The organism is Paramesorhizobium deserti (assembly GCF_001558695.1).
In the GTDB taxonomy this organism is placed as follows: domain Bacteria; phylum Pseudomonadota; class Alphaproteobacteria; order Rhizobiales; family Rhizobiaceae; genus Paramesorhizobium; species Paramesorhizobium deserti.
This window is the reverse complement of sequence record NZ_LNTU01000002.1, coordinates 50,910-72,743: the sequence shown is the minus strand read 5'-3', so window position 1 is coordinate 72,743 and position 21,834 is coordinate 50,910. Positions and strand designations below refer to the sequence as shown.

Sequence of the window (21,834 nt, the reverse complement as noted above, 5' to 3'; positions counted from 1 at the left end):
CGCACGCATGTCCGTCAGGAGAGGAAATGTCTGAAGAAGGTCGTTTCGACTACATCATCGTCGGTGGCGGCAGTTCGGCCTGCGTGGTCGCGGCTCGCCTTGTTGCCGATGGCCGTGCGCGTGTGCTTCTTCTGGAACGAGGCCCGGCCAAGGCCAATCCGATCATGCATTTTCCCGCCGGCTACATGAAGTTTCTGGCGAAGGATATCTATCTCGTCATGCACAAGACCAAACCGCAGCCGCAGCTTGACGGGCGCGGGCCAATCGTGCCGCAGGGCAGGGTCCTCGGTGGCGGCAGCACGGTCAACGCCATGGTCTATATGCGCGGACAGGCGGCCGATTTTGATCTCTGGAACGCGCTTGTGACGGCTCCGGGCTCGAAGAACGATGGCTCCTGGTCCTATGGTGACCTCCTTCCCTACTTCAAGGCGCAGGAGGACAACGATCATCTGGCCGGCGAATATCATGGGGTCGGTGGACCGCTGAAGATCTCACATCTTAGTCATACGAGCCCGATGACCCGTACCTATGTAAAGACGCTGCAGGAGATGGGTATTCCCTATAATCCGGATTTCAACGGCGCCGAGCAGTTCGGCGTCGGCTTCATGCAGCACACGATCGACTGGCGGACGCGTAAGCGCTCCAGCGCGGTCAATGCCTTTCTCGCGCCAGTGATGAAGGACCCACGGTTAACGATCAGGACCGGAGCGACGGTGACAGCCATCCGAATGGACGGCGATCGCGCCGTCGGAGTCGACTATGTTCTCAACGGCTCACCCAAGACGGCTTTGGCTGGAGCCGAAGTGATCCTGGCCGCCGGCGCCTATCAGACACCAAAGCTGATGATGCTTTCCGGCATTGGTCCGGAGGATGAGCTAACGAGACACGGCATCAAGACCAAGGTGGCGCTGTCCGGCGTCGGCAAGAACCTCCAGGACCACTACGAATGCCCGGTGGTCGCGACGACCCAGGGATCTTTCGGCTATTACAAGCAGGATCGCGGCTGGCCGATGATCAAGGCAGGCCTGCAGTATCTGATGTTCAAGTCCGGCCCGGTCTCGACCACCGGGGTTGAGAGCTGTGCCTTCTACGATCCGGATGGCCACCAAGAGCGGCCGACCATTCAGATGTTCTGCGTGCCGACCGTCTACCTCGACCGCGACGTGATGGGAAGCGAGCCGGCAGACGGTGTGACGATCAATTCGCTGTTGTTGAGGCCAAAGGCACGGGGGTCGGTGATGCTGGCATCAAACGACCCGTTCGCTGATCCGATCGTCGATACACAGATATTTGATCACCCGGACGACCTGAGATTGACGATGGCAGGTTTCCGTTTTGCTCGCACGGTGCTTGCCGCTTCGCCAATGCGCGATCTGATCGACAAGGAAATCTTCCCGGGCGCGGAGGTGACGAGTGACGAGGCGATCGCCGCACATTGCAAACGGACGGTCAAGACTGGCTATCATCCCGTCGGCACCTGCAAGATGGGCCACGATGACGATCCCGAGGCGGTTCTCGATCCCGCGCTGAAGGTTCGGGGGACGCACGGCCTTCGTGTCATCGACGCGTCTTTGATGCCGACCATCGTCAGCGGCAACACCAATGCCGCCGTTCTTGCCGCCGCCGGCAAGGCGGCCGACCTCATTCTCGCGTGACCGGAACAAAGCCGCCATGAAAATTACCAAACTCACCACTTATATCGTCCCGCCGCGCTGGCTGTTCCTGAAGATCGAAACTGACGAAGGCATTGCCGGCTGGGGCGAGCCGGTCGTGGAAGGTCGCGCGCTGACGGTCGAAGCCGCCGTCCAGGAGATGTCGGATTACCTGATCGGCAAGGATCCCTTCCTGATTGAGGATCACTGGACGGTTCTTTATCGTGGCGGTTTCTATCGCGGTGGCGCGGTCCACATGTCGGCCCTCGCGGGTATCGACCAGGCACTATGGGACATCAAGGGCAAGGCGCTCGGCCAGCCTGTGCATTCGCTGCTTGGGGGTCAACTGCGCGATCGGATCAAGGTTTATTCCTGGATCGGCGGCGACCGCCCCTCTGATGTTGCGCGCAACGCGAGGGACGTTGTGGCGAGAGGATTCCAGGCGATCAAGCTCAACGGTTGCGAGGAGATGCAGATCGTCGACACCAATGAAAAGGTGGAGAAGGCGGTCGAGACGATCGCCCTCATCCGTGAAGCGGTTGGACCGCATATTGGCATCGGCGTCGATTTCCACGGTCGGGTTCATAGGCCAATGGCCAAGGTGCTGGCGAAGGAACTCGAGCCATACAAGCTGATGTTCATCGAGGAGCCTGTGCTTTCGGAGAACAAGGAGGCGCTCAAGGAGATTGCCAACCACTGCTCGACGCCGATCGCGCTTGGCGAGCGGCTTTATTCCCGCTGGGATTTCAAGTCGGTCTTCGAAGGCGGCTATGTCGACATCATCCAGCCAGACCTCTCCCACGCCGGCGGCATTACCGAATGCCGAAAGATTGCCGCCATGGCCGAAGCCTATGACATAGCGCTCGCGCCTCATTGCCCGCTCGGACCGATAGCGCTCGCAGCCTGCCTGCAGGTCGATGCCGTGTCCTACAATGCCTTCATTCAGGAGCAGAGCCTGGGCATCCATTACAACCAGACCAACGATATTCTCGACTACATCTGCAATAAAGACGTGTTTCAATACGCCGACGGTTTCGTCAGCATTCCGCAGGGCCCAGGCCTCGGTATCGAAATCGACGAGGCCTATGTGCTTGAGCGGGCGAAGGAAGGGCACCGCTGGCGTAACCCCATCTGGCGCCATGCCGATGGCAGTTTCGCCGAGTGGTAGGGAGAGCGCGATGACCGGGCGGCTTTGGGGTAAGCGAATATTCGTGACGGGCGCTGCGCAGGGGATTGGTCTTGCGATCGCAAAGGCTTTTCTTCGTGAAGGGGCGGCGGTGTTCCTGGTTGATCGCGATGCCGGGCTGCTGGAGCGCGAGGCTAGAGCCTTGCGGGAAAATGGTGGCAAACTCGGCTGGCTCGCGGCAGATATCACCGATGCGAAAGCGATCGCCTCCGCTGTTGATCAATCCGCCGGCGAGATCGGGCCGATCAACGCGCTCGTCAACAATGCCGGCGTCAATGTTTTTGCCGAGCCCCTCGAAACCGGTGACGAGGAATGGAACCGCTGCTTCGACATTAATCTCAAGGGCGCTTGGAACTGCTGCAAGGCCGTACTTCCTGGCATGATCGAGGCCGGCGGCGGCGTCATCCTCAACATCGCATCGACCCACGCTTTCACGATCATTCCCCACACGTTCCCTTATCCGCTCGCAAAACATGCGCTTCTGGGAATGACAAAGTCGCTCGGCCTTGAGTACGCGTCGAAGAACATCCGGGTAAATGCGCTGGCACCCGGCTACGTGGCCACCCAGAAGGTGATCGACTACTGGAACAGTTTCCCCGACCCTGAGGCTGCCAAAGCCGAGACAATGAAGCTGCATCCCGGCGGGCGAATTGCCTCACCGGAAGAGATCGCAATGGCCGCGGTGTTCATGATCTCAGACGAATGCCCGTTCATGAATGCAACCTGTCTGACGGTCGACGGCGGCCTGAGCGTCCAGCAGCATCCGGCCTGATCAAGCTCGAAATCGAAGGTCCGAAGGTATTCCAGGTCGCTGCTGGAAGGCTTGATCGTTGAGATCGGCTGCACGGCGATCGGCCCTTCGGAGCATCAGCGGTTTGGGCCTGGTGACGCTATGCGTCGAAGCCGGGTTCGACTAAAATTCTCAGCATCGCTTCCGCATCGTTGCCCACAGTAAGTTTGCTATTATACAGCTATAGGCAGGCTGGGAGGAGAAGCGGCCAGGGCGCAGTTGCCAAAGCAAGTGCAGCTTACGAGCCGCACTGAATGGCGGAAGACACAACGGTGCCCAATCAAGAGATTGGATCATCAGAAACATTCTCTTGAAAAATGCCAGGACGTTTCTCGGATGCCTCACGAGAGTAGATGTAGGTCCTGGCTGAAAGGGAGGGAAGCAGTGGCGGTAAAAGAGATCAAGCCTGTTGAGGCGCGAAAGCAGATTGGGGACAGGCAGCGGCGGTCGGACCGGACCAACCGCGTCAATTTCTTCCAGCTTGCCTACGAGCGGATTGAGGATCTGATCGTCAAATGTGAGCTGCTGCCCGGTAGCGAGCTTTCGATGTTGGACCTCCAGAACCTGACGGGTCTCGGACGCACGCCGATCCACCATGCAGTCAACCGGCTGGCGCACGACACGCTTATTGTCGTGCGGCCCCGGCATGGCTTACGGATCGCGCCTATCGACCTGTCGCGCGAGCGGCTGTTGCTGAGCCTGCGCAAGGACGTCGAGCGCTTCGTCATCGAACTGGCGGCGCAACGCTCCAGCGCCTCGCACAGAAATCAGATGTTGCACCTCATCCGGGCGCTGCGCGAGCGCAGGAGCGAGATGGAGATAAATGAATTCAACGAGATCGATCGTCGCATCGACACACTGATGATGACGGCGGCGGGCGAACCGTTCGTCGAACACACCTTGCGCCCGCTACACACGATCTTTCGGCGCACCGGCTGGCTCTACCATCGCCAGATGCCAGGCAGCGCCGACCTCAAGTCAACGATCGATGTGCATCTTGCCGTGCTTGAGGCTGTCTCCAACCGGCATGTCGAGGCGGCATTGCAGGCATCCGATGCGCTCATCGCCTTCGTCGACGACATGTTCGATGATCTGGAGGCGAGAATCGATCCGAGCCTGCTGGATGCCAGTATCCAGCCGCTCAGCGATCCGCACAGGGATTGACAGGCGCGACGATTGAGGATGGAGCGGGCTCCGCTGTCTTCAGCGAAGGCACGATTTCCATTCGCGGTGAGCGCAACGGCTTCGCCGCTCCGACCACAGTCGTCAATTGACGGTCCGGTCCCCGATCAGGTGAAAGAAAGCTGTGTCTTCATGGAGCGAGAACGGTCGGTGGCAAGCTCGAAGGCATCCACCGCTTGCTCGGCTGGCAGCGTAGCGGTGATTAACGGCTTGACGTCGATGAGCCCCTTGCCGAGCAATTGGACAGCCAAGGCAAACTCGCTGTCGAAGCGGAAGCTTCCGACATAGGCGATTTCCTTGGTCACCATGATATTGATGGGCAGGTTCATATCGCCGCCAAGACCGAGCTGAACGAACGTGCCGCCGGGCCTTAGCACATCGAGCGCCAGACGGGCCGCCTGCTCGGCTCCTGACGCTTCGAACACCACGTCGAACTGGCCCTTTTCCGCCTTCTCGGGGTCAAGCGCCTCGGGCTCCTCCGCCGTGTTGATCCCGCGTGTTGCGCCAACCTCCATGGCTTTGGCGAGCGGGAAAGGCGCGATATCCGTTACCACCACCTCGGCCGCACCGGCAAAACGCGCGGCCAGGATCGTGAGCGCTCCGATCGGACCACATCCCGTGACGAGGACACGCTTGCCCATCAGTGACGGGGCGCGCTGGATGGCATGGAGGCAGACCGCAAGCGGTTCCGCCATGGCCGCTTCCGCCAGCGACAAGGTTTCGGCGATCGGCACCGCTTGTGCGGCCTCAACAACCACATGGCTGCGAAAGCCGCCCTGCACATGGGGAAAACGCATGGCGCTGCCCATGAAACGCATATCAAGGCATTCATTGCGCATGCCCCGCTGGCAATAGACGCACTGCCCGCAAGGTTGGCTGGGATTGACCGCCACGCGCGTTCCAATGGCCAGATTCGACACGCCTTCGCCCAGCGCGGTGACCGTGCCGGAAATTTCGTGGCCGAGCGCCATGGGTTCGCGAATACGGATCGTGCCGAAGCCGCCATGGCGATAATAATGGATATCGGACCCGCAAATGCCACCGGCGCCGATTGAGACTTCAACCCGTCCGGGGCCGGGGGGCATGCGGCTTGACGCTTCGACCCGCAGGTCTCCAGCCGCGTAGATCATGACAGCAGGCATGGCCATTCTCCTTTTGATTTCAACGCCGCGTCCGAAGCGTCGCACGCTTTTCCTGAAACGCTCTACAGAACCGAGATCATCCCGCCATCGACATAAATGATCTGGCCATTCACATAATCCGCAGCCGAGGAGGCGAGATAGACGGCGGTGCCGGCCAGTTCCTCAGGCCGACCCCAGCGCCGGGCCGGAGTACGTGTTTTCACCCAGCTGTCGAACTGCGGATTGGAGATTAGCGCCTCGTTCATGTCGGTAACCATGTAGCCAGGACCGATGGCGTTGGCCTGAATACCATGTTCGCCCCATTCTGCGGCCATGGCCTTGGTCAGCATCTTGATGCCGCCCTTGGCAACGGTATAGGGCGCCACAGTCGCCCGTGCCAGTTCGCTTGTCAGCGATCCGATGTTGATGATCTTTCCCTGCCCACGCGTCATCATGCGGCGCGCCGCTTCGCGCCCGATCACGAAGGCGCTGGTGAGATTGGTGTCGATGACGCGCTGCCAGTCGGCGGTCGCCAGTTCCACCATCGGCTTGCGAAACTGCATGCCGGCATTGTTCACGAGAATATCGACACTGATGTTGTCGGCATCGAAGCTTGCGAATGCGGAAACGATTGCGGCCTCGTCCGTCACGTCAAAGACAGCGGTCAGCACGTCATATCCTGCCGCACGCATCTCGGTGGCGGCGTCCTCGAGACGTCTGGAATTGATCCCATTGAGGATGATGCGGGCCCCGGCGCCTGCCAAGCCCTCGGCAATGGCGCGGCCAAGGCCGCGCGACGAACCAGTGACGAGGGCAGTGCGTCCGGAAAGGTCGAATGGATTGCTCATGAATCAGTGCCTTTCAAAGGGTGGACAGACGGGTGGAGAGATCTTGCCGCTCAAACACTTGAGGCAGCAATTCCGTGCCAAGCCCCGGCCCTTCCATGGGCAGTACATGGCCGTCCACGATGCGCGGAAGCTCGGTCACCAGTTCCTTGTACCAGCCCGTGTAGAACGCCCGCACGGATTCCTGGATCAGGGTGTTGGGTTGCGACAGCGATGAATGGACCGCGGCGACATAGGCAACCGGACCCGTGCAGTCATGCGGCGCATAGGGGCGGTGGTAGGTATCTGCCAGGGCGGCGATTTTCCGACCTTCGGTCAGTCCGCCCGTCCAGACCAGATCGGTCATCACCACGCCGATCGCCCCAGCTTCCAGCATATCCTTGTAGGGGAACCGCGAACCGAGCGTTTCAGAGGCGCAGATCGGCACGGCGGTGGATGCGGCCAGTTCCTTGAGGGCGGAGACCGAATTCATCCGGATCGGATCTTCATACCAGGTCGGCTCGAATGCCTCCAGTTCGCGGGCAATTCTCTTCATGGTCGGAAGGTTCCACAGGCAGTGGAATTCGACCATGATCTGCATCCTGTCGCCAACGGCCTTGCGGATTTTCTCGAACGGCGCAATCGCTCGCCGCATCTGTTCGGCGGTAATGAAACGGCCATCGTTTTCAATGGCGGGAGGGTCGAACGGCCAGATTTTCATCCCCGTTATCCCCTGCTCCAGCAAGCTTTCGGCAATCGCCCCGGCATCCGTCATGAAGCCGTTGAGATCCTCATAAGGACCATCGGACGTGCCGAGATTCCATGTATCGACAGGTTTGATCTTGTTGGAGCGCACATAGCCATAGCCTGCGCAGGTATTGTAAACCGGCACACGATCATGGCACAGTCCGCCCAGCATCTGGTGTACGGGCTGGCTGCACAGCTTGCCAAAAATATCCCAAAGCGCCAGGTCGATCGCCGAGGCCGCACGATATTCGGCGCCGGTCGAGGACTGCGCCATCGGCAGGTTCACCATTTCACGCGAATGAGCCTCTATCCGCAGCGGATCCTTTCCAAGAAGCCGCCCGGCCAGAACATCGTGGATATGCGCTTCCACCGAACCTGCACCATAGAAGGTCTCGCCCAGGCCGACGATGCCGGCATCTGTTTCCACGTGGACCCACAGCACGTTGGCGAATTCTTCCAGGCGAAAGGTCCTGATGGCGGTGATCTTCATGGTTCCTCCAAAAACATGATACCGGCGCCGGGCGCCGGTCGCGGCCGTCATGCCGGACTACTCCGGAATTTCCGGCGGTCAGCCATAAATTAGTTTGTAAAATGTCACAACATGTTTTATGGGTGCGCCTCGTAAGAGAACGCAAATGGAGGTCGCGGTAATAAGCCACGGTGCAAAGCGCCCGGCGGGAGGCCGCGGGTGACAAATCCGAGGAGATGTCACCAGGGGGCAGGGACTCGGTTTAAACCTTATCCAATATTCCCGGCAAGATGCCTCGTGCCAGGACCTTCGGTTTCGCGGTGGCTTTTCAATGATGGTTGCCGCTATAACCAGGCGACGATTTCGCGCCGATGACGGCGGTAGCGCCCAGGGCTGGCGATAGAGCCGGCAGTCTCAATTATTCAAGGGAGGAAGCAAGCATGCGACGCATTCTATTCAATACAGCTGTGGCATTCGTGACCGTGATCGGTCTGACGAATACCGCGCTTGCCCAGGAATTCTCATTCCGGTTTCAGTCTTCGGATCCGGCGGGCAATCCCAATTTCGAATATCAGAAGGCCTGGACCGATCTGGTGGCCGAGCGCTCTGGCGGCAAGGTGAAGATCGAGCTTCTCCCGGTCGGCTCCGTGGTGGAGTATAACGAGACCCTCGATGCGGTGGCCGGCGGCATTCTGGACGGACAGATCTGCGATTCCTCGTATTGGGCCGGCAAGGACCCCGCCTTCGGCCTCATCTCCAATCCGGTCGGTGCCTGGTCCGATCCTGCCCAGATGGTCGATTTTGTCGAAAATGGTGGCGGCAAGGAAATCATGCAGGAACTGCTCGGCTCTTACGGGCTGCACTTCATCGGCGTCACCACGCCGGGCCTGGAAGCCTTCGTATCGCGCGTTCCACTGGACGGCGTGGACGACCTCAAGGGTGTGAAGGTCCGTTCACCCGAAGGTCCGATCGCCAACGTGTTTGCGGCCGCGGGCGCCGCACCGGTCAACTTGCCGGCTTCGGAAGTCTATACATCCCTTGATAAGGGCGTCGTCGATGCTGCTGATTATTCGGTGTTCTCGGTCAATCAGCAGCAGGGCCTCAACAAGGTCGCGCCCCATCCCGTCTATCCGGGCTTCCACTCCCTGCCGCTTGTTGAAGTATCGATGAACAAGGAAAAGTGGGACGCGCTGCCCGACGATATCAAGAAAATGCTGGAAGAAACCGTGAAGGAAGCCCAGCAGGCGCAGATCAAGGGTCTCAAGGCCGCTGACCAGAAGGCGCTCGAAGAGGCAAAGGCCGACGGCTCCATCACGATCCACAACTGGTCGGACGAAGAGCGCGCCAAGTTCCGCAAAATTGCCGTGGCCGAATGGGAGCGTGTTGCAAAAAGTTCCCCCATGGCGCAAAAGGTCTTCGACACGCTGACGGCCTATCTCAAGGGAAAAGGCATGCTCCAGTAGCATATGTGGCGGTCTCTTCGGAGATCGCCATTTTAACATGCCGAGGGAGAGAGGTATGACAAACACCCCACCGACAGTCTCGGAGACAGATTCGGCGTTGATGGCCGAAGGGGCCGGTTCCATGGCGCCGGAAGCCGGCCTCATGGGACGCATCGTCGACAAGGTGAGTTACATCTTTGCAGCCGGTATCGTCCTTGCCGCGGCCATCCTGCTCATGGAAGTCTTCCTTCGGTACGTCCTGAACAGTCCAACGATCTGGGCGCACGAAGCGACGGTCTTTCTCTGCGGCGCGGCCTTCGTCTTCGGCGGCCTCTATTGCACATCCCGGAACACTCATATCCGGGTCGCCCTGCTTTACGATGCTTTTCCCCCGCGGATACGCCGCGTCGCCGATGTCCTGATCTCGCTTGTTAGCGCGCTTGCGAGCGGGTTCTTCGCCTATGCCGCCTATCACATGGTCAGACGCGCCGTCCTCACCCCCTCCGGCGAGATCCGGTTGGAAACGACCGGCAGCGCCTGGAGCCCTCCAACACCCGCTCTCATCAAGATCTTCATTCTGGTCACGATGGTTCTGCTCGTTCTCCAGTTCCTGATCCTGGCTGTGAACTACGCCAGGCGCAGCGTGAAAGACTGATCGATGACCGACTTCCTGGATTTCAGCATCAACCTCCAGGCGCTTGGCATTGGCTGGGGTACGGTCCTCATGTTCGTCACGATGGTGGGGCTGTTGCTGACCGGCATGCCGCTCGCATTCGTGACATTGCTGGTAGCGCTCATTTTCGCGCTGGGCTGGTTCGGCCCGATGTCGATCCCGCTGATCACCAGCCGCGTCTACTCCTTTGTCATGAACTTTGTGTTCGTCTCGGTGCCCATGTTCGTGCTGATGGCGGCGATCCTGGATCGCTCGGGCATCGCGCGTGATCTCTTCGACGCGATGAAGCTTTTCGCCGGACGCATCCGTGGAGGCGTCGCCGTTCAGACAGTTTTCGTCTCCGTCATCCTCGCGGCGATGAGCGGCATCATCGGCGGCGAGATCGTACTGCTCGGCCTCATTGCCCTGCCGCAGATGCTGCGCCAGGGCTATGATCGGAATCTCGCGATCGGCGTCGTCTGTGCCGGCGGCTCACTGGGCACGATGATACCGCCGTCGATCGTTCTCATCATATACGGCTTGACCGCGAATGTTTCGATCGGGGATCTGTTCACGGCCGCTTTCATGCCCGGCTTCATGCTGGCGATGTTCTATGTCCTGTACATACTGGCGCGAGCCTATTTCACGCCCAAGGTGGTTCCTCCCGTCAATAGCGATCCGATCCCGACAGCCGAGAAGCTCCGGCTGCTGAAAGGGCTTGCGCTGCCGATCCTGGTCGTCTTCGTCGTCCTCGGATCGATCTACGGCGGCATCGCCTCCGTGACTGAAGCTTCGGCGATCGGCGTCGGCGGTGTCATCCTTTCGACGATCCTGCGCGGTGAGTTCTCCTACAAGCTCCTGCGTGATGCGGCTATGCAGACGCTCGCGACCGTCGGCATGATCGTCTGGATCGGCATTGGCGCCACCGCGATCGTAGGCGTCTATAATCTAATGGGCGGCGTGAATTTCGTGTCCGGCCTGATCACCGGCATCTCCGATAACCCGACGATCATCGTGCTCGTCATGATGTTGATCCTCTTCGTGCTCGGCGCCTTTCTCGATTGGGTGGGAATTGCTCTCCTGACAATGCCCATCTTCGTGCCCATCATCAAATCGCTCGGTATGGATCCGGTCTGGTTCGGCGTGCTGTTTTGCATGAATATGCAGATCTCGTTCCTGTCCCCGCCCTTCGGACCAGCTGCGTTTTACCTGAAATCCGTTGCCCCCCCCGGCATAACGCTGGGCGTGATCTTCAAGGCCCTGTTGCCGTTCATTGCGCTTCAGATGCTGGCGGTTGGTCTGCTGATCGCGTTCCCCGGAATCACCGGCCGATGATAACCCCCCAATCCAAGGCAGTTATAAATGTCGACTTGATGAGCATTACGATGTGATTTGACTCCGGGGCGCCGGCTACCGCGAACTGCTCGGGGAGGCGGCTTCGCATCACTTTGGTCATTATTGCCACGCTACCCGTGGATACGCCCGGTTCACGTTTCGGCGCTGCCCGGCCGCCCCGTGCATGGTGTATGGCCTGATAGCGCGAAAAAGTGCCGGGTGAACTGCACCCGGCCGCAAACATTTCCGTGATAAAGGTCGAGATGGACTACTTATTTGGCTGTAATCGCTGAGATTCCAGCGGCAGCACAGGCTTCATCGAACTGCGCTCCCGGCGCACCGCCGACACCGATCCCCCCCACAGGTTCACCATTCATCTCGATCGGCAGACCACCGCCAAGGATAAGAATGCTGTCATTCATGTCTTTGAGCGCCGCGTTTTCCGGGTTTTCCTGAATCAGCTTTGCATAGAACGAAGTCGGGCGCCGGAGCGAAATCGCCGTATATGCCTTTTTGCGACTCGAATCGATCGTGTGCGGGCTGGCACCGTCGGCCCGGATGAACGCTTTGATATTTCCGGATTTATCAACGACCGCCGCCGACACATCGTATCCATCGCTTCGGCATTTATCGACGGCTGCCTGCGCCGCTTGGACAGCATCTTTTGCGGACACCTGGTTCTCGGAAACCACATCAGCGCCTGCCCTCGCTGTAAGAGAAACAAGTACGAATGCTGTATAAATGGTTTTTGATCCAAAATTCATGAAATCTTCTCCTATTTTTCATAAAAATAATACGCACGAACGTCCCACTTGATCAGATCCGTCCACACTGCTTAGGCTTACCCGCGCTAGCAACGGTTCAGGCAATCCGCGGCCTCTTTTCGGGTGCTATCTTATAGGCTGCCGCATTAGTCGCCCTTGACGCGGGAGACACAGGTCGCGTCAACGACCTGTCCGCTCGCTTACTTGGGAAAGGTTGGCCACCATCGCTCCGCTTTCGAGCGTAGCGGATATCCTCAATAGAGCAATGATCTTTTCAGGAGTCGAGTCTGGCTATAGCTTTGCGTGATCCAAAATTTCCGCCATCTTGGTGCGCCAGTTCTTACCGGCGACTTTGAAGCGTTTCAGCATTTCTGGATCGAGCCTTAGAGTGACCGCCTCCTTTGGCGCCTCGACGCGAGGACGACCGCGAGCTTTCCGCGCCCTGTCTATACTAGCCGCAAAATCGGGGTGCGCTTCGCGGAAAGGGCGCGCCCTTTTCAATTCAACTTCTATACGCGGGCGCTCAATTTCAGGATCAGGGCCAATCAGTTCGCCGGTAGTGTCGTCCACCCACCAGCCGTCGTTGTCCTGATGCACGCCGCCTGCCGCGATGATTGCCCGCATTTCCCGATTATATACTTCCCGCCGGCGCAGGACTTCCGCCTCGTCCGCCTCCGATGTGCCAAGGTCTTTCGTCACAAAGCTAGGCCAATTCTTACCCATAGTGCGCTTCCTTTCGTCTTTCCGAGCCGGGCGCATCGATATTACCGAGATTGCTTCCGACCCGACTGCTCTGAAAACTACCGCAATAACAACCTGCCCTTTGAATTCACCGATTGCCATTTCCCGCCCTCTTTGGCGGGACAGATGGTGGAGCTATCAAAGAAATCAATTGTGAGCTCCGCAAAGTCGAGGTTGTGCTTCACAAGGTTTGCTAAGCGTTTCGGTTCGTCCCATACAATCTTCATGAGGTTTTTTCGTGCACGGAAAATAAAATCCATCGGCAATATTCGTGTACGAAAATGAGGTCGATTATCTACAACCACAATTTAAGATTGATATGCAGTGATCCACAACATCTGGAGATCGCTTTAATTTGATGCCATTTCTCTATCTGAGCTCTCGTTTTGTTCTTGTCCATGAATCATGTCTCGGCCGATAGATTGTGGTCGATTTGAGTCCTTGGAGGCAATCTACCGACAAAATCAATGAGATAGAAAAGATATGGTCTAAGTAAAGGTGTGGCAAAAAATTGATAAGGTTTGCGCTAAGCGAAATCGAGGAATATGATGCAATTGAAGAACTACGACTGTTGTAGTCAATCTCACCGTTACAATCGGTGTTAGAAGAGACTATGCTTCACCTTTATTCGTCTCAATATTGAGGTGGTAGCGCGTATAGCGGCGCTCCCCGCTTCTGGTGAGAACGCCGATCTCAACCAACTCGTGCAGGTCACGCGTAGCGGTCGCCCGTGAAGCCTTGGTGATGCTGATATAGTTCTCGGCGCTTAGCCCACCCTTGAAGCCGTTGATCCCCTCGCGGAACATGCGCGCAATGGCTTTCGCCTGCCGTTCATTGAAGTGATTACCAACCCGCTCATACAAGCGCGCCTTCGCGATATAAAAATCGACGCGGCGCATGGTGGTTTGCTGGGCCTCAAGAACAGTCTGCGCAAAATAGACAAGCCAGTCGGTAATCTCTGTGTCTTTATTGCTGGCTTCCAGCATGTCGTAATAGCGCTTGCGGTTCCGCTCGATCGTATAGGCAAGTGAGATCAGGCTGGGCTGACCGAGACCTTGCGCCAATGCCTTTTCGGACAGCGCCCGACCGATCCGGCCATTGCCATCCTCGAAAGGATGGATACTCTCGAAAAAGATATGCGCCATACCGCTGCGGATCAACGGCGATAGCGGTGCTTCCCCATCCGGCGCCGATTTGTTGAACCAAGCGACATATCTGTCCATCTCCGCCGGCACCTCTCTGGAGAGCGGTGCTTCAAAGTGAATTTTGAGTTGGCCGATACCGCCCGAGACAACCTGCATCGGGCCACTATGGGTGCGGTAGGCGCCGATCGTCTCAATCCGGCGCTCTCCGGCCATGACCATTCTGTGCCAGGCAAAAAGCGATTCATGGGTAAGCGGATCGGCAAAGCCCCGATAGAGATCGACCATCATCTCCGAAATGCCCCGTTCCTTTGGCGGGATGCGCTGATTGTCCGAACCAAGGCCGAACTGATTGCGAAGAGAGGACTGCAAGCTGTCGCGATTGAGCATTTCGCCCTCGATCTCCGAGGTCTTTAATGCTTCATCGCTGATCAGATCGATACGCAGCATATCCTGCTCGTCCGGCCGGATATGTCTGTATGCACCGATAAATTCGCCCGAGCGCAACAGAAATTGCTTTTCAAGCGGTTCGATCTTTGCCGCGTCATAGGTGAGTTCCGGCCAATTGGCCTGTTGCCAGTTCCAAATCATGAGTTATAGGGCGCCTTTCTATAACTCATTTATCTGCAATTTGTGAGCAATAGCAAGTTTTTCTATCGCTCACGTGAAACAGCCGGGAGGGGTCGGGGTCGGACAGTGATTTAAATCGCCTGCAAAAGACCATGTTGGTGAGGGCAGATGTCGGCAGTACATCCTCTCCGGCAAGATGCACGCCAACACGCTGGATCGTCAGAAGATGAAGGCCAATGCAAGGTTCGCCAGCAAAGCCGCCACAAAGCCGATAGGCGCCGCGCGCAGCAAAAGCTGGGGAAAGAGCGAAGCGCGGGTCTCGTCGGGGGCGGAGCCGAGGATGAGGCTGCCGCCGGAGGAAAATGGTGAGATGGAAGTCGCTTGCGAACCAAGCACGATAGCGACGAACATCAGCATCGGATCGATGGAAAGTGTGCTTGCCAGCGCCGGCACCGCGGGGAAGAGGGCCGGGGTGACGACACCGAGCGTGCTGGCGAACAGCGACATGATCCCCGCGACGACGCCCAGAATGATCGGCACCAGCAGAGCCGGAATGTTACCGCCGATCCAGTGCGAAAGCTGGTCGATGGTGCCAGCCTTGATGGCGACCGAGATCAGCATGCCCATGCCGCAGATCATGATCAGCGTCGCCCATGGCAGCGAGGCAATGGCCTTTTTCTCGTCGCCGAGTTTCAGGAAAAGGGCGATAACGGAAAAAACGCCGGCAATGAGGCCAATATCGATCTTGGAATTGATGAAGCGGGCGGTCGCGTTGCCCGGCAGGAGCAGCGTGGCAAGCGGCGCGGCCAGCACAATCGCCATCATGGTAAGGGTCAGGAGAAGCGTTGTGCGCTGCTGTCCGGTGAAGGGGCCGGGTGCTTGCATGGCGGCGATGTCGGCTGTGGTGTCACTGCCGGTTCCGCGCTTCGAGAACAGCACGAACAGGCTGATGACGATCAGTGGCAGTGCGAAGGTGGCGGCGAAGATCGCGAAAGCGTCGATGAAAGCCTGGCTCTCACTGATGCCGGCATTGACCATCAGGCCACGAAAAATGATGCCGCTCTGGCTGGAAACAAAATTAGCCCCGCAGAGCGCGCCATAATTGACGGACAGACCGCCGATGATGAGGCCCATGCTCGTGCGCTGGCACAGGATCAATGTCAGCGGCGCCATGAAAGCGAGCACGGTGTAATAACCCGCGCCCATGGCGGCGATCAGTGTGGATGCCAGAAAAACCGCATAGGGTAGCAGATAAGGTACCTTGCGGCAGCGGTAGAGCATATGCTCCGCCATCTTTTCCAGCGTGCCGTTGATCATGGCGAAGGAATAGAACAGGCAGACGGAAAAGATCACAAAGAAAATCTTCAACGGCCATAGCTCGATAATCTCGCCCGGCTTCATGCCCATGAAGAAACAGCCGATGATGTAGGCGAAGGCGATGGCGAAAAGGCCGATATTGATACGGGTAAGATACCCAAGGGCGATCGCGGTGACGATCGCCAAAACCACGACGAGACTCATTTGTTTCCTCCTTGGCCGGGCTCAGGCGATGCCGAAGAGCCAGGCAGCATTGCCGACGAGCACCTGCCGTCTCTCCTCGGCAGCTGGGAAGAGCGTTCCGGTCATTGAGAATTGCGCGTCGTAATCGGTGTTTTCTTCGTATTGGGTATGCGGCCAGTCGCTGCCCCAGATCATCCGGTCGATCCCTCCGGCCGCCTGGCGCAGCAGCGCCAGGCTTGTCTTCGCCTGCGAACGCGTCATCGCACTGCGATAGGTGGCGGATAGCTTCACCCAGAGCTCCTTGGCCGGCAGCAGCTCGAGAAATGCCGCATGTTCCGGTTTTTCAGGATCAACGCCGCCGACGGGCAAGCCGAAATGGTCGATCACGATGGTGACGCCCGAGGCCAAGATAGCTGGTACAAAGGCGGGAAAATCCTCGAAACGGCGTTGGATTTCCACCTGCAGGCCACGCGAAGCAAGCTTTGCAAAGAAAGCCTGCCATTCTGGCTCGCCGTAATCTTCGAGCTCCTTGCCGACGAGATTGAGCCGGATTCCGGCAAACCCTGAAGTTACGAGGCTGTCGAGTTCGCAATCGCTGACGTCGCGAGCGACGACAGCGACACCGCGCAGCCGATCCGGATGGGCGGCGATAGCCTCCTTGATGAAGGAATTGTCGGTGCCGAGGAAACTCGGCTGGATCAACACGCCATGGGACAGGCCATGTGCGTCGAGATGGGCAAGGTAATCCGTCACCAGCGCGTCGTAACCAGGGGTATAACGGCGTCCGGCCTCCATCGGTAGCGCGCGCGTGAAGATATGGGCATGGGTATCGACGCCGGTGACCGGGGAGGTCGGTTCTCTCATCATGACTGGCAGGAATTCCTTAAGGTCAATATTGCGCTATTCGCGGGTCATGCCGGTCCGACATGGCTGCGATAGCGAAACCAGCTGGCGGAGCCGCGCGCGACGCGCCACTCGACCGGGCGGCCATCGGCCGAGTAGGCGGTGCGTTCGATCACGGCGATCGGAGCGCCTTCGTCGATGCCCAATCGCCCGGCGATCACGGCCTCGGCGGTTGAAAAACTCACTTCGTCAATGGCGCGCGAAATGAAGACGCCAAAACGTTCGAGAAAGAGCGGATAGAGGAGGGGACCGACATTGCTTGCCGGCAGCGTGTCAAAACCCCTGAAGCTTGATTGCCGCAACCAGATGTCCTCGGTCATGAGGACGCGCTCGGAGTCCCCGCGGAGGCGATCCACATGAATGGCGTCGGCTTCCCCGAAGAGCGCTGCGGCGGGAGCCGGCGCTTTCTCGACACGGCGGGACAGGATACGGCTCGTCGGAATGGTCCCTTGCCCTTCGGGCATCTGCACGCTGAAAAAGCGGAAGAGCGAGGCGTTGAAGGCGGGCGTGCGCAGATAGGTGCCTGAGCCACGCCGGCGCTCCAGGAGGCCTTCATCGACCAGCATCTGCATGGCTTTGCGCACCGTGCCAACCGAAAGGCCGGTTTCCGCTGAAAGGATATTCTCGGAAGGAAGTGCTGTTTCGAGCCCCCATTCGCCATTGCCGATCCGGGCTGCCAGGCGGTCGCGCAGCTGCAGATAGGCGGGCAGCCGCGTATCTATTCCAGGCGCGTCAACAGACTTCATGATGACTCCTCCGTATTCTCCTGACGACGAGGCTTATGCGGCGGAAGTGCATGAGTCAAGTAGTTCTGTGTAGAACTTGCTCGTGGTTGGTCGGGAGCGGCGAGAAATCAGATTGACCGTCGATCGTCCTGCTTGCCCGTGCGGTTGTGAGATCAAGGTGCCGCGTCTTTGGCGCTGCCCACCGGCTTGACGGCAAGTTGGCCGTTTCGAGTTAGAGCAACAGCTGTTCACGCCCTGTCGTTCGCCGACGAGGATTCCATCCCAAAATGAGTGGCTCGTTTGCCGCTGTGTTCGGCGAATGACTGAATCATATTTTTTTAGCACTCACGATCACGAATTCATGCAGCCGTCGCCCGAGTATGCCGTCGGGATTTGCAGGATCGAGGACAACGCTCATGTGATTGAGGCTGGACCCTGGGGTCATCACGGAATAGCGAAATGATTGCGGAGAGGTCTTTCTCGGGATGGAAACGCCGAACGCTCATCTGTCCGTTTCCAGTTGTGCTTGCCTTCACCGAGGGTCGCCGATTTCCCGGGGCGATATTCCGCGTTCCTCTTCATTCAGCATGTGATCCGCGAGGCTGTAGCAATGGCTCGCCTGATAGGCGTTCCGGCCCCGGTTCATGTGCGTCAGGTTGAACGCCCGGATGGCCCGCAACGCTCGGCCCGCCGCGAGGAATTTTCCGATCGAGGAGGAACCACGGACCTTGATGCCGAAAATGTCCTCGCCTCGGGGGAAGAAATAGGCGACGTCTTCCGGCGTCACGACGCAGCGCTCAAGAAAAGCTTCGTCCACTTGGTCGTGATCGAGTGAATGGTCGGTAGTGAAATCGGAAAGATGCACCACGAATAGCGCGCGGATGCCCTCGCCGTCCGCATAGAGCGAGAAAAGCTCCATCCAGCTTGCATTGACGCGAACCAGCGCCTTGCCGGGGGTCGAGGGCAGACAGGAAACCGACCAGTAGTGCCGCTCGGTTCGGCGGGGAATCGGGATGCAGTCGCGCCCGTAGCACCGTAGAATCCTGAAAACCTCTGGCGCCTGCGGCCGGCGCAGCAGCTTCTCAAACCGCGGAACATATTTGAAACGCAGTTCCAGGGACTCCGCGCGCTTGTCGGTGTCGCGCAAGGTCGTCTTGCCTTCCATCCAGTCGTGCTGCTGCTGGAGATCCAGGAACTGGCGCAGACCGGTGCTGCTTGGGCGGCGAGCGGCACTCATCGGCGGTCCAGCAGTCTGGCCACCGCCTCGCCGACAAGGGCGGGGACGCTATCGGCATTATCCAGATAGGCACTTTCCATCAGGCCGTCCGAAACCGCGACGAGGAGAGAAGCGGTGACGGAAGGCGTTGGGTCGCCGTCTTCTGCAAGAAGGCTCTGGAGGCTGTCGTGATACCACAGGCGGCGCGCATTGATCGCCTGGCGCACAGGGCTGGCCGGATCGGGGTATTCGGCGGCTGCGTTGAGGAACGGACATCCCCGCCAACCTCCGGCGACCACGGCTTCGCTGATGCGCTCCATGATGGCCGAGATCATTTTCCGAGGAGGCTGCTTGGGAAGCGCCGCCACGGCCGCGCGCCCGAGCCGGTCTATCTCTTCGAGATAGGCGACGACGAGGTGATCCTTCGACGGAAAGTGATTGTAGAAGGTCGCCTTGGCGACGCCCGCCTCCGCGATGATCCGGTCGATGCCGACAGCATGGATGCCCGCGTCATAGAAAAGCCGTGTCGCGGTGTCGAGCAAACGGCGGCGCGCGGACCCGGCTTCAGATGGATTTTCATACGTTCTTTGCTTCATGGGTTGACTCTAACAGACAGGTCTGTATAGTGCAAGAAGTAGACAGACCTTTCTGTATTGGAGAAATGTCATGCAATCGAGAGAAACAGCCGAAGTCATCCGCCGGTTCAACCAGGCGTTTGAGCAACACGATCCTGCTGCCTTCGAGGACCTGGTCGCGCCGGATTGCGTCATGGAGTCGATCCAGCCGGCGCCGGACGGCACGCGCTACGAAGGCTACGATGTCAACCTGGCGTTCTGGCAGGCCATGGCGGCCGACCACGTCAACCGCTTCGAGGTGGAAGACACTTTCGTCATGGGCGACCGCGCCAGCATCCGCTGGCGCTTCCACTTCGGCGACGGCGGCTCGGTCCGCGGCGTCAGCCTGATCCGTGTCCAGGACGGCCGGATCGTCGAGGCCCTTGCCTATGCCAAAACACCTGGTGAGTCGGTGCCATTGCCCGAATGACCGGCCGTGGGTGGCTCCGTCACTCATGTCATTCGTATGGAGAGTGGCAAGGCAGGCAAGAGTCTCAGGTGCCGGTGTTCTTCTTATTCAACCGGAGCCTTGTTCGTCATCGGCCACACGCTCGGGATCGACAGCGGCTCCATTGTTTAATGAGGTGAGAAAATGACCAGTGACAGCAAAGTTACCCGCGAAATCCTGGAACGCTTCCACAACGCATTTGAGATGCATCGCCCCGAGGACCTCGATGACCTCATCGGCGAGGGTTGTGTTCTCGAAAATACGGCCCCGGCTCCGGATGGAGCCCGCTACGAAGGACGCGAGGCTTGCCTCACTTTCTGGAAGGGAGTGGCTTCGTCCGCCGACCTCGTCTTCAAAGCAGAAGAGATCTGGGCAAGCGAGGATCGCGGGATCATCCGCTGGCAGCTTCGCTGGGGCGAAGGCGAAAAGGACCGGACCCGAGGCGTTAACGTCATGCGCGTTCGCGATGGAAAGATCGTCGAGGGACTGGGCTACGTGAAAGGCTAATGTCGGACGGCGTAAACGTGCCCAAAGGCTTCTGTCGGCCCGAAGCAGATAAAGCTAGTCGCTGATTTTTTTCCGATGACGATGCTTGGTCAAGCCAGATCTTCCGCGGCTCGTCCCAGGCTGCCCTTACGCTCGTGTGCTCGCTTTGGAACTTAATCTTGAGATCATTCCCGGAATGTCATGAACCCAGCGCTGGCAGCGAGCGCCTAACCCCAAAAGTCCTGAATTTCCATCAGTAGGTAGATATCCACGATTACAGCCATAGTCCCGCTGCGACGGTAATGGACCGTTCGGTGCGAGTAGCGCGTCCCTATGCGGAAATCTGTAAATTGGGCAGCGGCGTGATGATCGCCTCAGGATCGGGATCCGCTGGACGCGCAGTTAGTCCAAACTACGACCTGTGTGATCTGGTCAGTGTGCTCGACGCAGAATGACTGAATCATGTTCTTGCAGCACTCCCGGCCACGAAATCATGCAGCCGTCGCCCGAGTATGCCGTCGGGATTGGCAAGATCGAGGACAACGCTCATGTGATTGAGGCGGGGTACCGGCAGCATTTCTGCTGTCTGCCCCTTCGAGCGTAGCAGCGTATGGAGCGCAAGGGCCTGTTCGTGAAAAGGTGTGGTCTCCTCTGCGCCATAGGCGAGAATGCGTAGCGGGCAGGGATGCTGGATTGCAGTGAGGGGTGACCACGCAGCCGCTTCGGCCGGAATCATTTCAGCCTCCTCGCGAAGGAAGCTGCAGGGTATTTCCGAAAGGTCATAGATGCCGCTTAGCAGGAGCAGTCCCTGCAGGACGGGCAACTGGGGCGGGCGGATTTCGTCCCGCCCTATGGCGGCGAGAAAGGAGGCAAGATGTGCCCCCGCCGAATGGCCGCTGACCGTCAGCCGCGCGGGATCTGCGCCGAATTCCCTGGCGCGGGCCTGCAGCCAGAGCACGGACCGGCGCACCTGATCAACCAGAACGGCAAGCCGGCGGCCCGGCATAAGATCGTATTCGACGAAGGCCGCGATGCCCCCAGTTGCCAGAACGGGCTCGGCGATGAAGCGATAGTTGGCCTTTTCGCCGGAGCGCCAATAGCCCCCATGAACAAAGACATGCAAGGGGGCGCCAGCTTTCGGACTTTCCGGTAAGATAAGGTCCAGGACCTCCCTTGTGCCGGCGCCGTACGGTATATTCGCCTGGACATTCGTCCGTGCCGAAAGGGCCCGGCTGCGCTCGGCGAACTCGCTGGCGATGGCGTCGAAATCCGGCACGAAGTCGCGAATTCTGTAAAGGTCCTGTGACGTCATCCTCTGTGCCTCC

21 protein-coding genes and 1 pseudogene are annotated in these 21,834 nt (G+C 58.8%); 9 read left to right on the top strand and 13 right to left on the bottom strand.

The genetic code is table 11. The features are described 5' to 3' along the window. Window positions 1-26: 26 nt before the first annotated feature. The 4 genes from ATN84_RS07390 (at window position 27) to ATN84_RS07375 (ending at window position 4,792) form a co-directional block, all read left to right on the top strand. Entirely contained in the window at window positions 27-1,655 is a 1,629-nt protein-coding gene (locus ATN84_RS07390; RefSeq protein WP_068880983.1) for a GMC family oxidoreductase, read from the top strand. A gap of 16 nt (window positions 1,656-1,671) precedes the next feature. Then, a complete protein-coding gene (gene dgoD / locus ATN84_RS07385) occupies window positions 1,672-2,820 on the top strand; it encodes a galactonate dehydratase (RefSeq protein ID WP_068881064.1) in 1,149 nt (382 codons plus the stop codon). A gap of 10 nt (window positions 2,821-2,830) precedes the next feature. Then, complete coding sequence (locus ATN84_RS07380) at window positions 2,831-3,610, top strand: SDR family oxidoreductase (protein ID WP_068880982.1); 780 nt, start codon at window positions 2,831-2,833, stop codon at window positions 3,608-3,610. A gap of 444 nt (window positions 3,611-4,054) precedes the next feature. Continuing rightward, a complete protein-coding gene (locus tag ATN84_RS07375) occupies window positions 4,055-4,792 on the top strand; it encodes a GntR family transcriptional regulator (RefSeq protein WP_244491021.1) in 738 nt (245 codons plus the stop codon). Between the two features lie 125 nt (window positions 4,793-4,917). Here the strand turns inward: ATN84_RS07375 and ATN84_RS07370 are convergent, their stop codons facing one another. From ATN84_RS07370 to ATN84_RS07360, 3 genes are all read right to left on the bottom strand, one after another. Next, complete coding sequence (locus tag ATN84_RS07370) at window positions 4,918-5,952, bottom strand: L-idonate 5-dehydrogenase (protein WP_068880981.1); 1,035 nt, start codon at window positions 5,950-5,952, stop codon at window positions 4,918-4,920. A 62-nt stretch (window positions 5,953-6,014) separates the two neighbouring features. After that, window positions 6,015-6,779 (bottom strand): SDR family oxidoreductase, encoded by a 765-nt coding sequence (locus tag ATN84_RS07365; protein ID WP_068880980.1) that lies wholly within the window; start codon window positions 6,777-6,779, stop codon window positions 6,015-6,017. Between the two features lie 13 nt (window positions 6,780-6,792). Then, entirely contained in the window at window positions 6,793-7,992 is a 1,200-nt protein-coding gene (locus ATN84_RS07360) for a mandelate racemase/muconate lactonizing enzyme family protein (RefSeq protein ID WP_068881062.1), read from the bottom strand. Between the two features lie 419 nt (window positions 7,993-8,411). Here ATN84_RS07360 and ATN84_RS07355 point away from each other — a divergent pair, with 419 nt between their 5' ends. From ATN84_RS07355 to ATN84_RS07345, 3 genes are read left to right on the top strand one after another with little or no spacing between them, the layout of a single operon-like run. Beyond that, a complete protein-coding gene (locus ATN84_RS07355; protein ID WP_068880979.1) occupies window positions 8,412-9,434 on the top strand; it encodes a TRAP transporter substrate-binding protein in 1,023 nt (340 codons plus the stop codon). 55 nt (window positions 9,435-9,489) lie between these two features. Further along, window positions 9,490-10,068, top strand: coding sequence for a TRAP transporter small permease subunit (locus ATN84_RS07350; RefSeq protein ID WP_201026335.1), 579 nt, complete (start codon window positions 9,490-9,492; stop codon window positions 10,066-10,068). 3 nt (window positions 10,069-10,071) lie between these two features. Beyond that, window positions 10,072-11,400, top strand: a complete 1,329-nt coding sequence (locus ATN84_RS07345) for a TRAP transporter large permease (RefSeq protein WP_082766153.1) — start codon at window positions 10,072-10,074, stop codon at window positions 11,398-11,400. Window positions 11,401-11,672: 272 nt separating this feature from the next. On the opposite strand, the gene ATN84_RS07340 is transcribed toward ATN84_RS07345, so the two are convergent. The 9 genes and pseudogenes from ATN84_RS07340 to ATN84_RS07300 form a co-directional block, all read right to left on the bottom strand. Continuing rightward, window positions 11,673-12,164: a GlcG/HbpS family heme-binding protein gene (locus ATN84_RS07340; protein WP_068880977.1), complete on the bottom strand. Its 492-nt coding sequence runs from the start codon at window positions 12,162-12,164 to the stop codon at window positions 11,673-11,675. 291 nt (window positions 12,165-12,455) lie between these two features. After that, window positions 12,456-12,788 (bottom strand): BrnA antitoxin family protein, encoded by a 333-nt coding sequence (locus tag ATN84_RS26720; RefSeq protein ID WP_244491020.1) that lies wholly within the window; start codon window positions 12,786-12,788, stop codon window positions 12,456-12,458. A gap of 105 nt (window positions 12,789-12,893) precedes the next feature. Then, a pseudogene (locus tag ATN84_RS26715) lies at window positions 12,894-13,132 on the bottom strand (BrnT family toxin); the annotation flags it as partial. 384 nt (window positions 13,133-13,516) lie between these two features. Continuing rightward, complete coding sequence (locus ATN84_RS07325) at window positions 13,517-14,638, bottom strand: Fic family protein (protein ID WP_068880976.1); 1,122 nt, start codon at window positions 14,636-14,638, stop codon at window positions 13,517-13,519. A gap of 198 nt (window positions 14,639-14,836) precedes the next feature. Further along, entirely contained in the window at window positions 14,837-16,138 is a 1,302-nt protein-coding gene (locus tag ATN84_RS07320; RefSeq protein ID WP_068880975.1) for an SLC13 family permease, read from the bottom strand. Between the two features lie 21 nt (window positions 16,139-16,159). After that, entirely contained in the window at window positions 16,160-16,984 is an 825-nt protein-coding gene (locus tag ATN84_RS07315) for an amidohydrolase family protein (protein ID WP_068880974.1), read from the bottom strand. Window positions 16,985-17,028: 44 nt separating this feature from the next. Next, window positions 17,029-17,766 (bottom strand): GntR family transcriptional regulator, encoded by a 738-nt coding sequence (locus ATN84_RS07310; protein WP_068880973.1) that lies wholly within the window; start codon window positions 17,764-17,766, stop codon window positions 17,029-17,031. A gap of 511 nt (window positions 17,767-18,277) precedes the next feature. After that, a complete protein-coding gene (locus tag ATN84_RS07305; protein WP_068880972.1) occupies window positions 18,278-18,982 on the bottom strand; it encodes a hypothetical protein in 705 nt (234 codons plus the stop codon). Continuing rightward, a complete protein-coding gene (locus ATN84_RS07300) occupies window positions 18,979-19,557 on the bottom strand; it encodes a TetR/AcrR family transcriptional regulator (RefSeq protein ID WP_068880971.1) in 579 nt (192 codons plus the stop codon). The genes ATN84_RS07305 and ATN84_RS07300 overlap by 4 nt, the downstream gene beginning before the upstream one ends. A gap of 70 nt (window positions 19,558-19,627) precedes the next feature. Between ATN84_RS07300 and ATN84_RS07295 the strand changes: the two genes are divergently transcribed. Both ATN84_RS07295 and ATN84_RS07290 read left to right on the top strand, forming a co-directional pair. Beyond that, entirely contained in the window at window positions 19,628-20,005 is a 378-nt protein-coding gene (locus tag ATN84_RS07295) for a nuclear transport factor 2 family protein (protein WP_068880970.1), read from the top strand. Window positions 20,006-20,167: 162 nt separating this feature from the next. Next, window positions 20,168-20,530 (top strand): nuclear transport factor 2 family protein, encoded by a 363-nt coding sequence (locus tag ATN84_RS07290; protein ID WP_068880969.1) that lies wholly within the window; start codon window positions 20,168-20,170, stop codon window positions 20,528-20,530. A gap of 439 nt (window positions 20,531-20,969) precedes the next feature. Here ATN84_RS07290 and ATN84_RS07285 read toward each other — a convergent pair whose 3' ends face one another. Next, on the bottom strand, window positions 20,970-21,821 hold the full coding sequence (locus tag ATN84_RS07285; RefSeq protein WP_068880968.1) for an alpha/beta hydrolase: 852 nt from the start codon (window positions 21,819-21,821) through the stop codon (window positions 20,970-20,972). Window positions 21,822-21,834: the final 13 nt, after the last annotated feature.

Bases quoted from the DNA above. Each gene is read 5' to 3' on its own strand.
- ATN84_RS07380 (WP_068880982.1), top strand. From the start codon at position 2,831: ATGACCGGGCGGCTTTGGGGTAAGCGAATATTCGTGACGGGCGCTGCG.
- ATN84_RS07310 (WP_068880973.1), bottom strand. From the start codon at position 17,766: ATGAAGTCTGTTGACGCGCCTGGAATAGATACGCGGCTGCCCGCCTAT.
- ATN84_RS07295 (WP_068880970.1), top strand. From the start codon at position 19,628: ATGCAATCGAGAGAAACAGCCGAAGTCATCCGCCGGTTCAACCAGGCG.
- dgoD (WP_068881064.1), top strand. From the start codon at position 1,672: ATGAAAATTACCAAACTCACCACTTATATCGTCCCGCCGCGCTGGCTG.
- ATN84_RS07300 (WP_068880971.1), bottom strand. From the start codon at position 19,557: ATGAAGCAAAGAACGTATGAAAATCCATCTGAAGCCGGGTCCGCGCGC.
- ATN84_RS07285 (WP_068880968.1), bottom strand. From the start codon at position 21,821: ATGACGTCACAGGACCTTTACAGAATTCGCGACTTCGTGCCGGATTTC.
- ATN84_RS07360 (WP_068881062.1), bottom strand. From the start codon at position 7,992: ATGAAGATCACCGCCATCAGGACCTTTCGCCTGGAAGAATTCGCCAAC.
- ATN84_RS07390 (WP_068880983.1), top strand. From the start codon at position 27: ATGTCTGAAGAAGGTCGTTTCGACTACATCATCGTCGGTGGCGGCAGT.
- ATN84_RS07355 (WP_068880979.1), top strand. From the start codon at position 8,412: ATGCGACGCATTCTATTCAATACAGCTGTGGCATTCGTGACCGTGATC.
- ATN84_RS26720 (WP_244491020.1), bottom strand. From the start codon at position 12,788: ATGCGGGCAATCATCGCGGCAGGCGGCGTGCATCAGGACAACGACGGC.
- ATN84_RS07320 (WP_068880975.1), bottom strand. From the start codon at position 16,138: ATGAGTCTCGTCGTGGTTTTGGCGATCGTCACCGCGATCGCCCTTGGG.
- ATN84_RS07325 (WP_068880976.1), bottom strand. From the start codon at position 14,638: ATGATTTGGAACTGGCAACAGGCCAATTGGCCGGAACTCACCTATGAC.
- ATN84_RS07345 (WP_082766153.1), top strand. From the start codon at position 10,072: ATGACCGACTTCCTGGATTTCAGCATCAACCTCCAGGCGCTTGGCATT.
- ATN84_RS07340 (WP_068880977.1), bottom strand. From the start codon at position 12,164: ATGAATTTTGGATCAAAAACCATTTATACAGCATTCGTACTTGTTTCT.
- ATN84_RS07365 (WP_068880980.1), bottom strand. From the start codon at position 6,779: ATGAGCAATCCATTCGACCTTTCCGGACGCACTGCCCTCGTCACTGGT.
- ATN84_RS07350 (WP_201026335.1), top strand. From the start codon at position 9,490: ATGACAAACACCCCACCGACAGTCTCGGAGACAGATTCGGCGTTGATG.
- ATN84_RS07315 (WP_068880974.1), bottom strand. From the start codon at position 16,984: ATGATGAGAGAACCGACCTCCCCGGTCACCGGCGTCGATACCCATGCC.
- ATN84_RS07290 (WP_068880969.1), top strand. From the start codon at position 20,168: ATGACCAGTGACAGCAAAGTTACCCGCGAAATCCTGGAACGCTTCCAC.
- ATN84_RS07305 (WP_068880972.1), bottom strand. From the start codon at position 18,982: ATGAGTGCCGCTCGCCGCCCAAGCAGCACCGGTCTGCGCCAGTTCCTG.
- ATN84_RS07370 (WP_068880981.1), bottom strand. From the start codon at position 5,952: ATGCCTGCTGTCATGATCTACGCGGCTGGAGACCTGCGGGTCGAAGCG.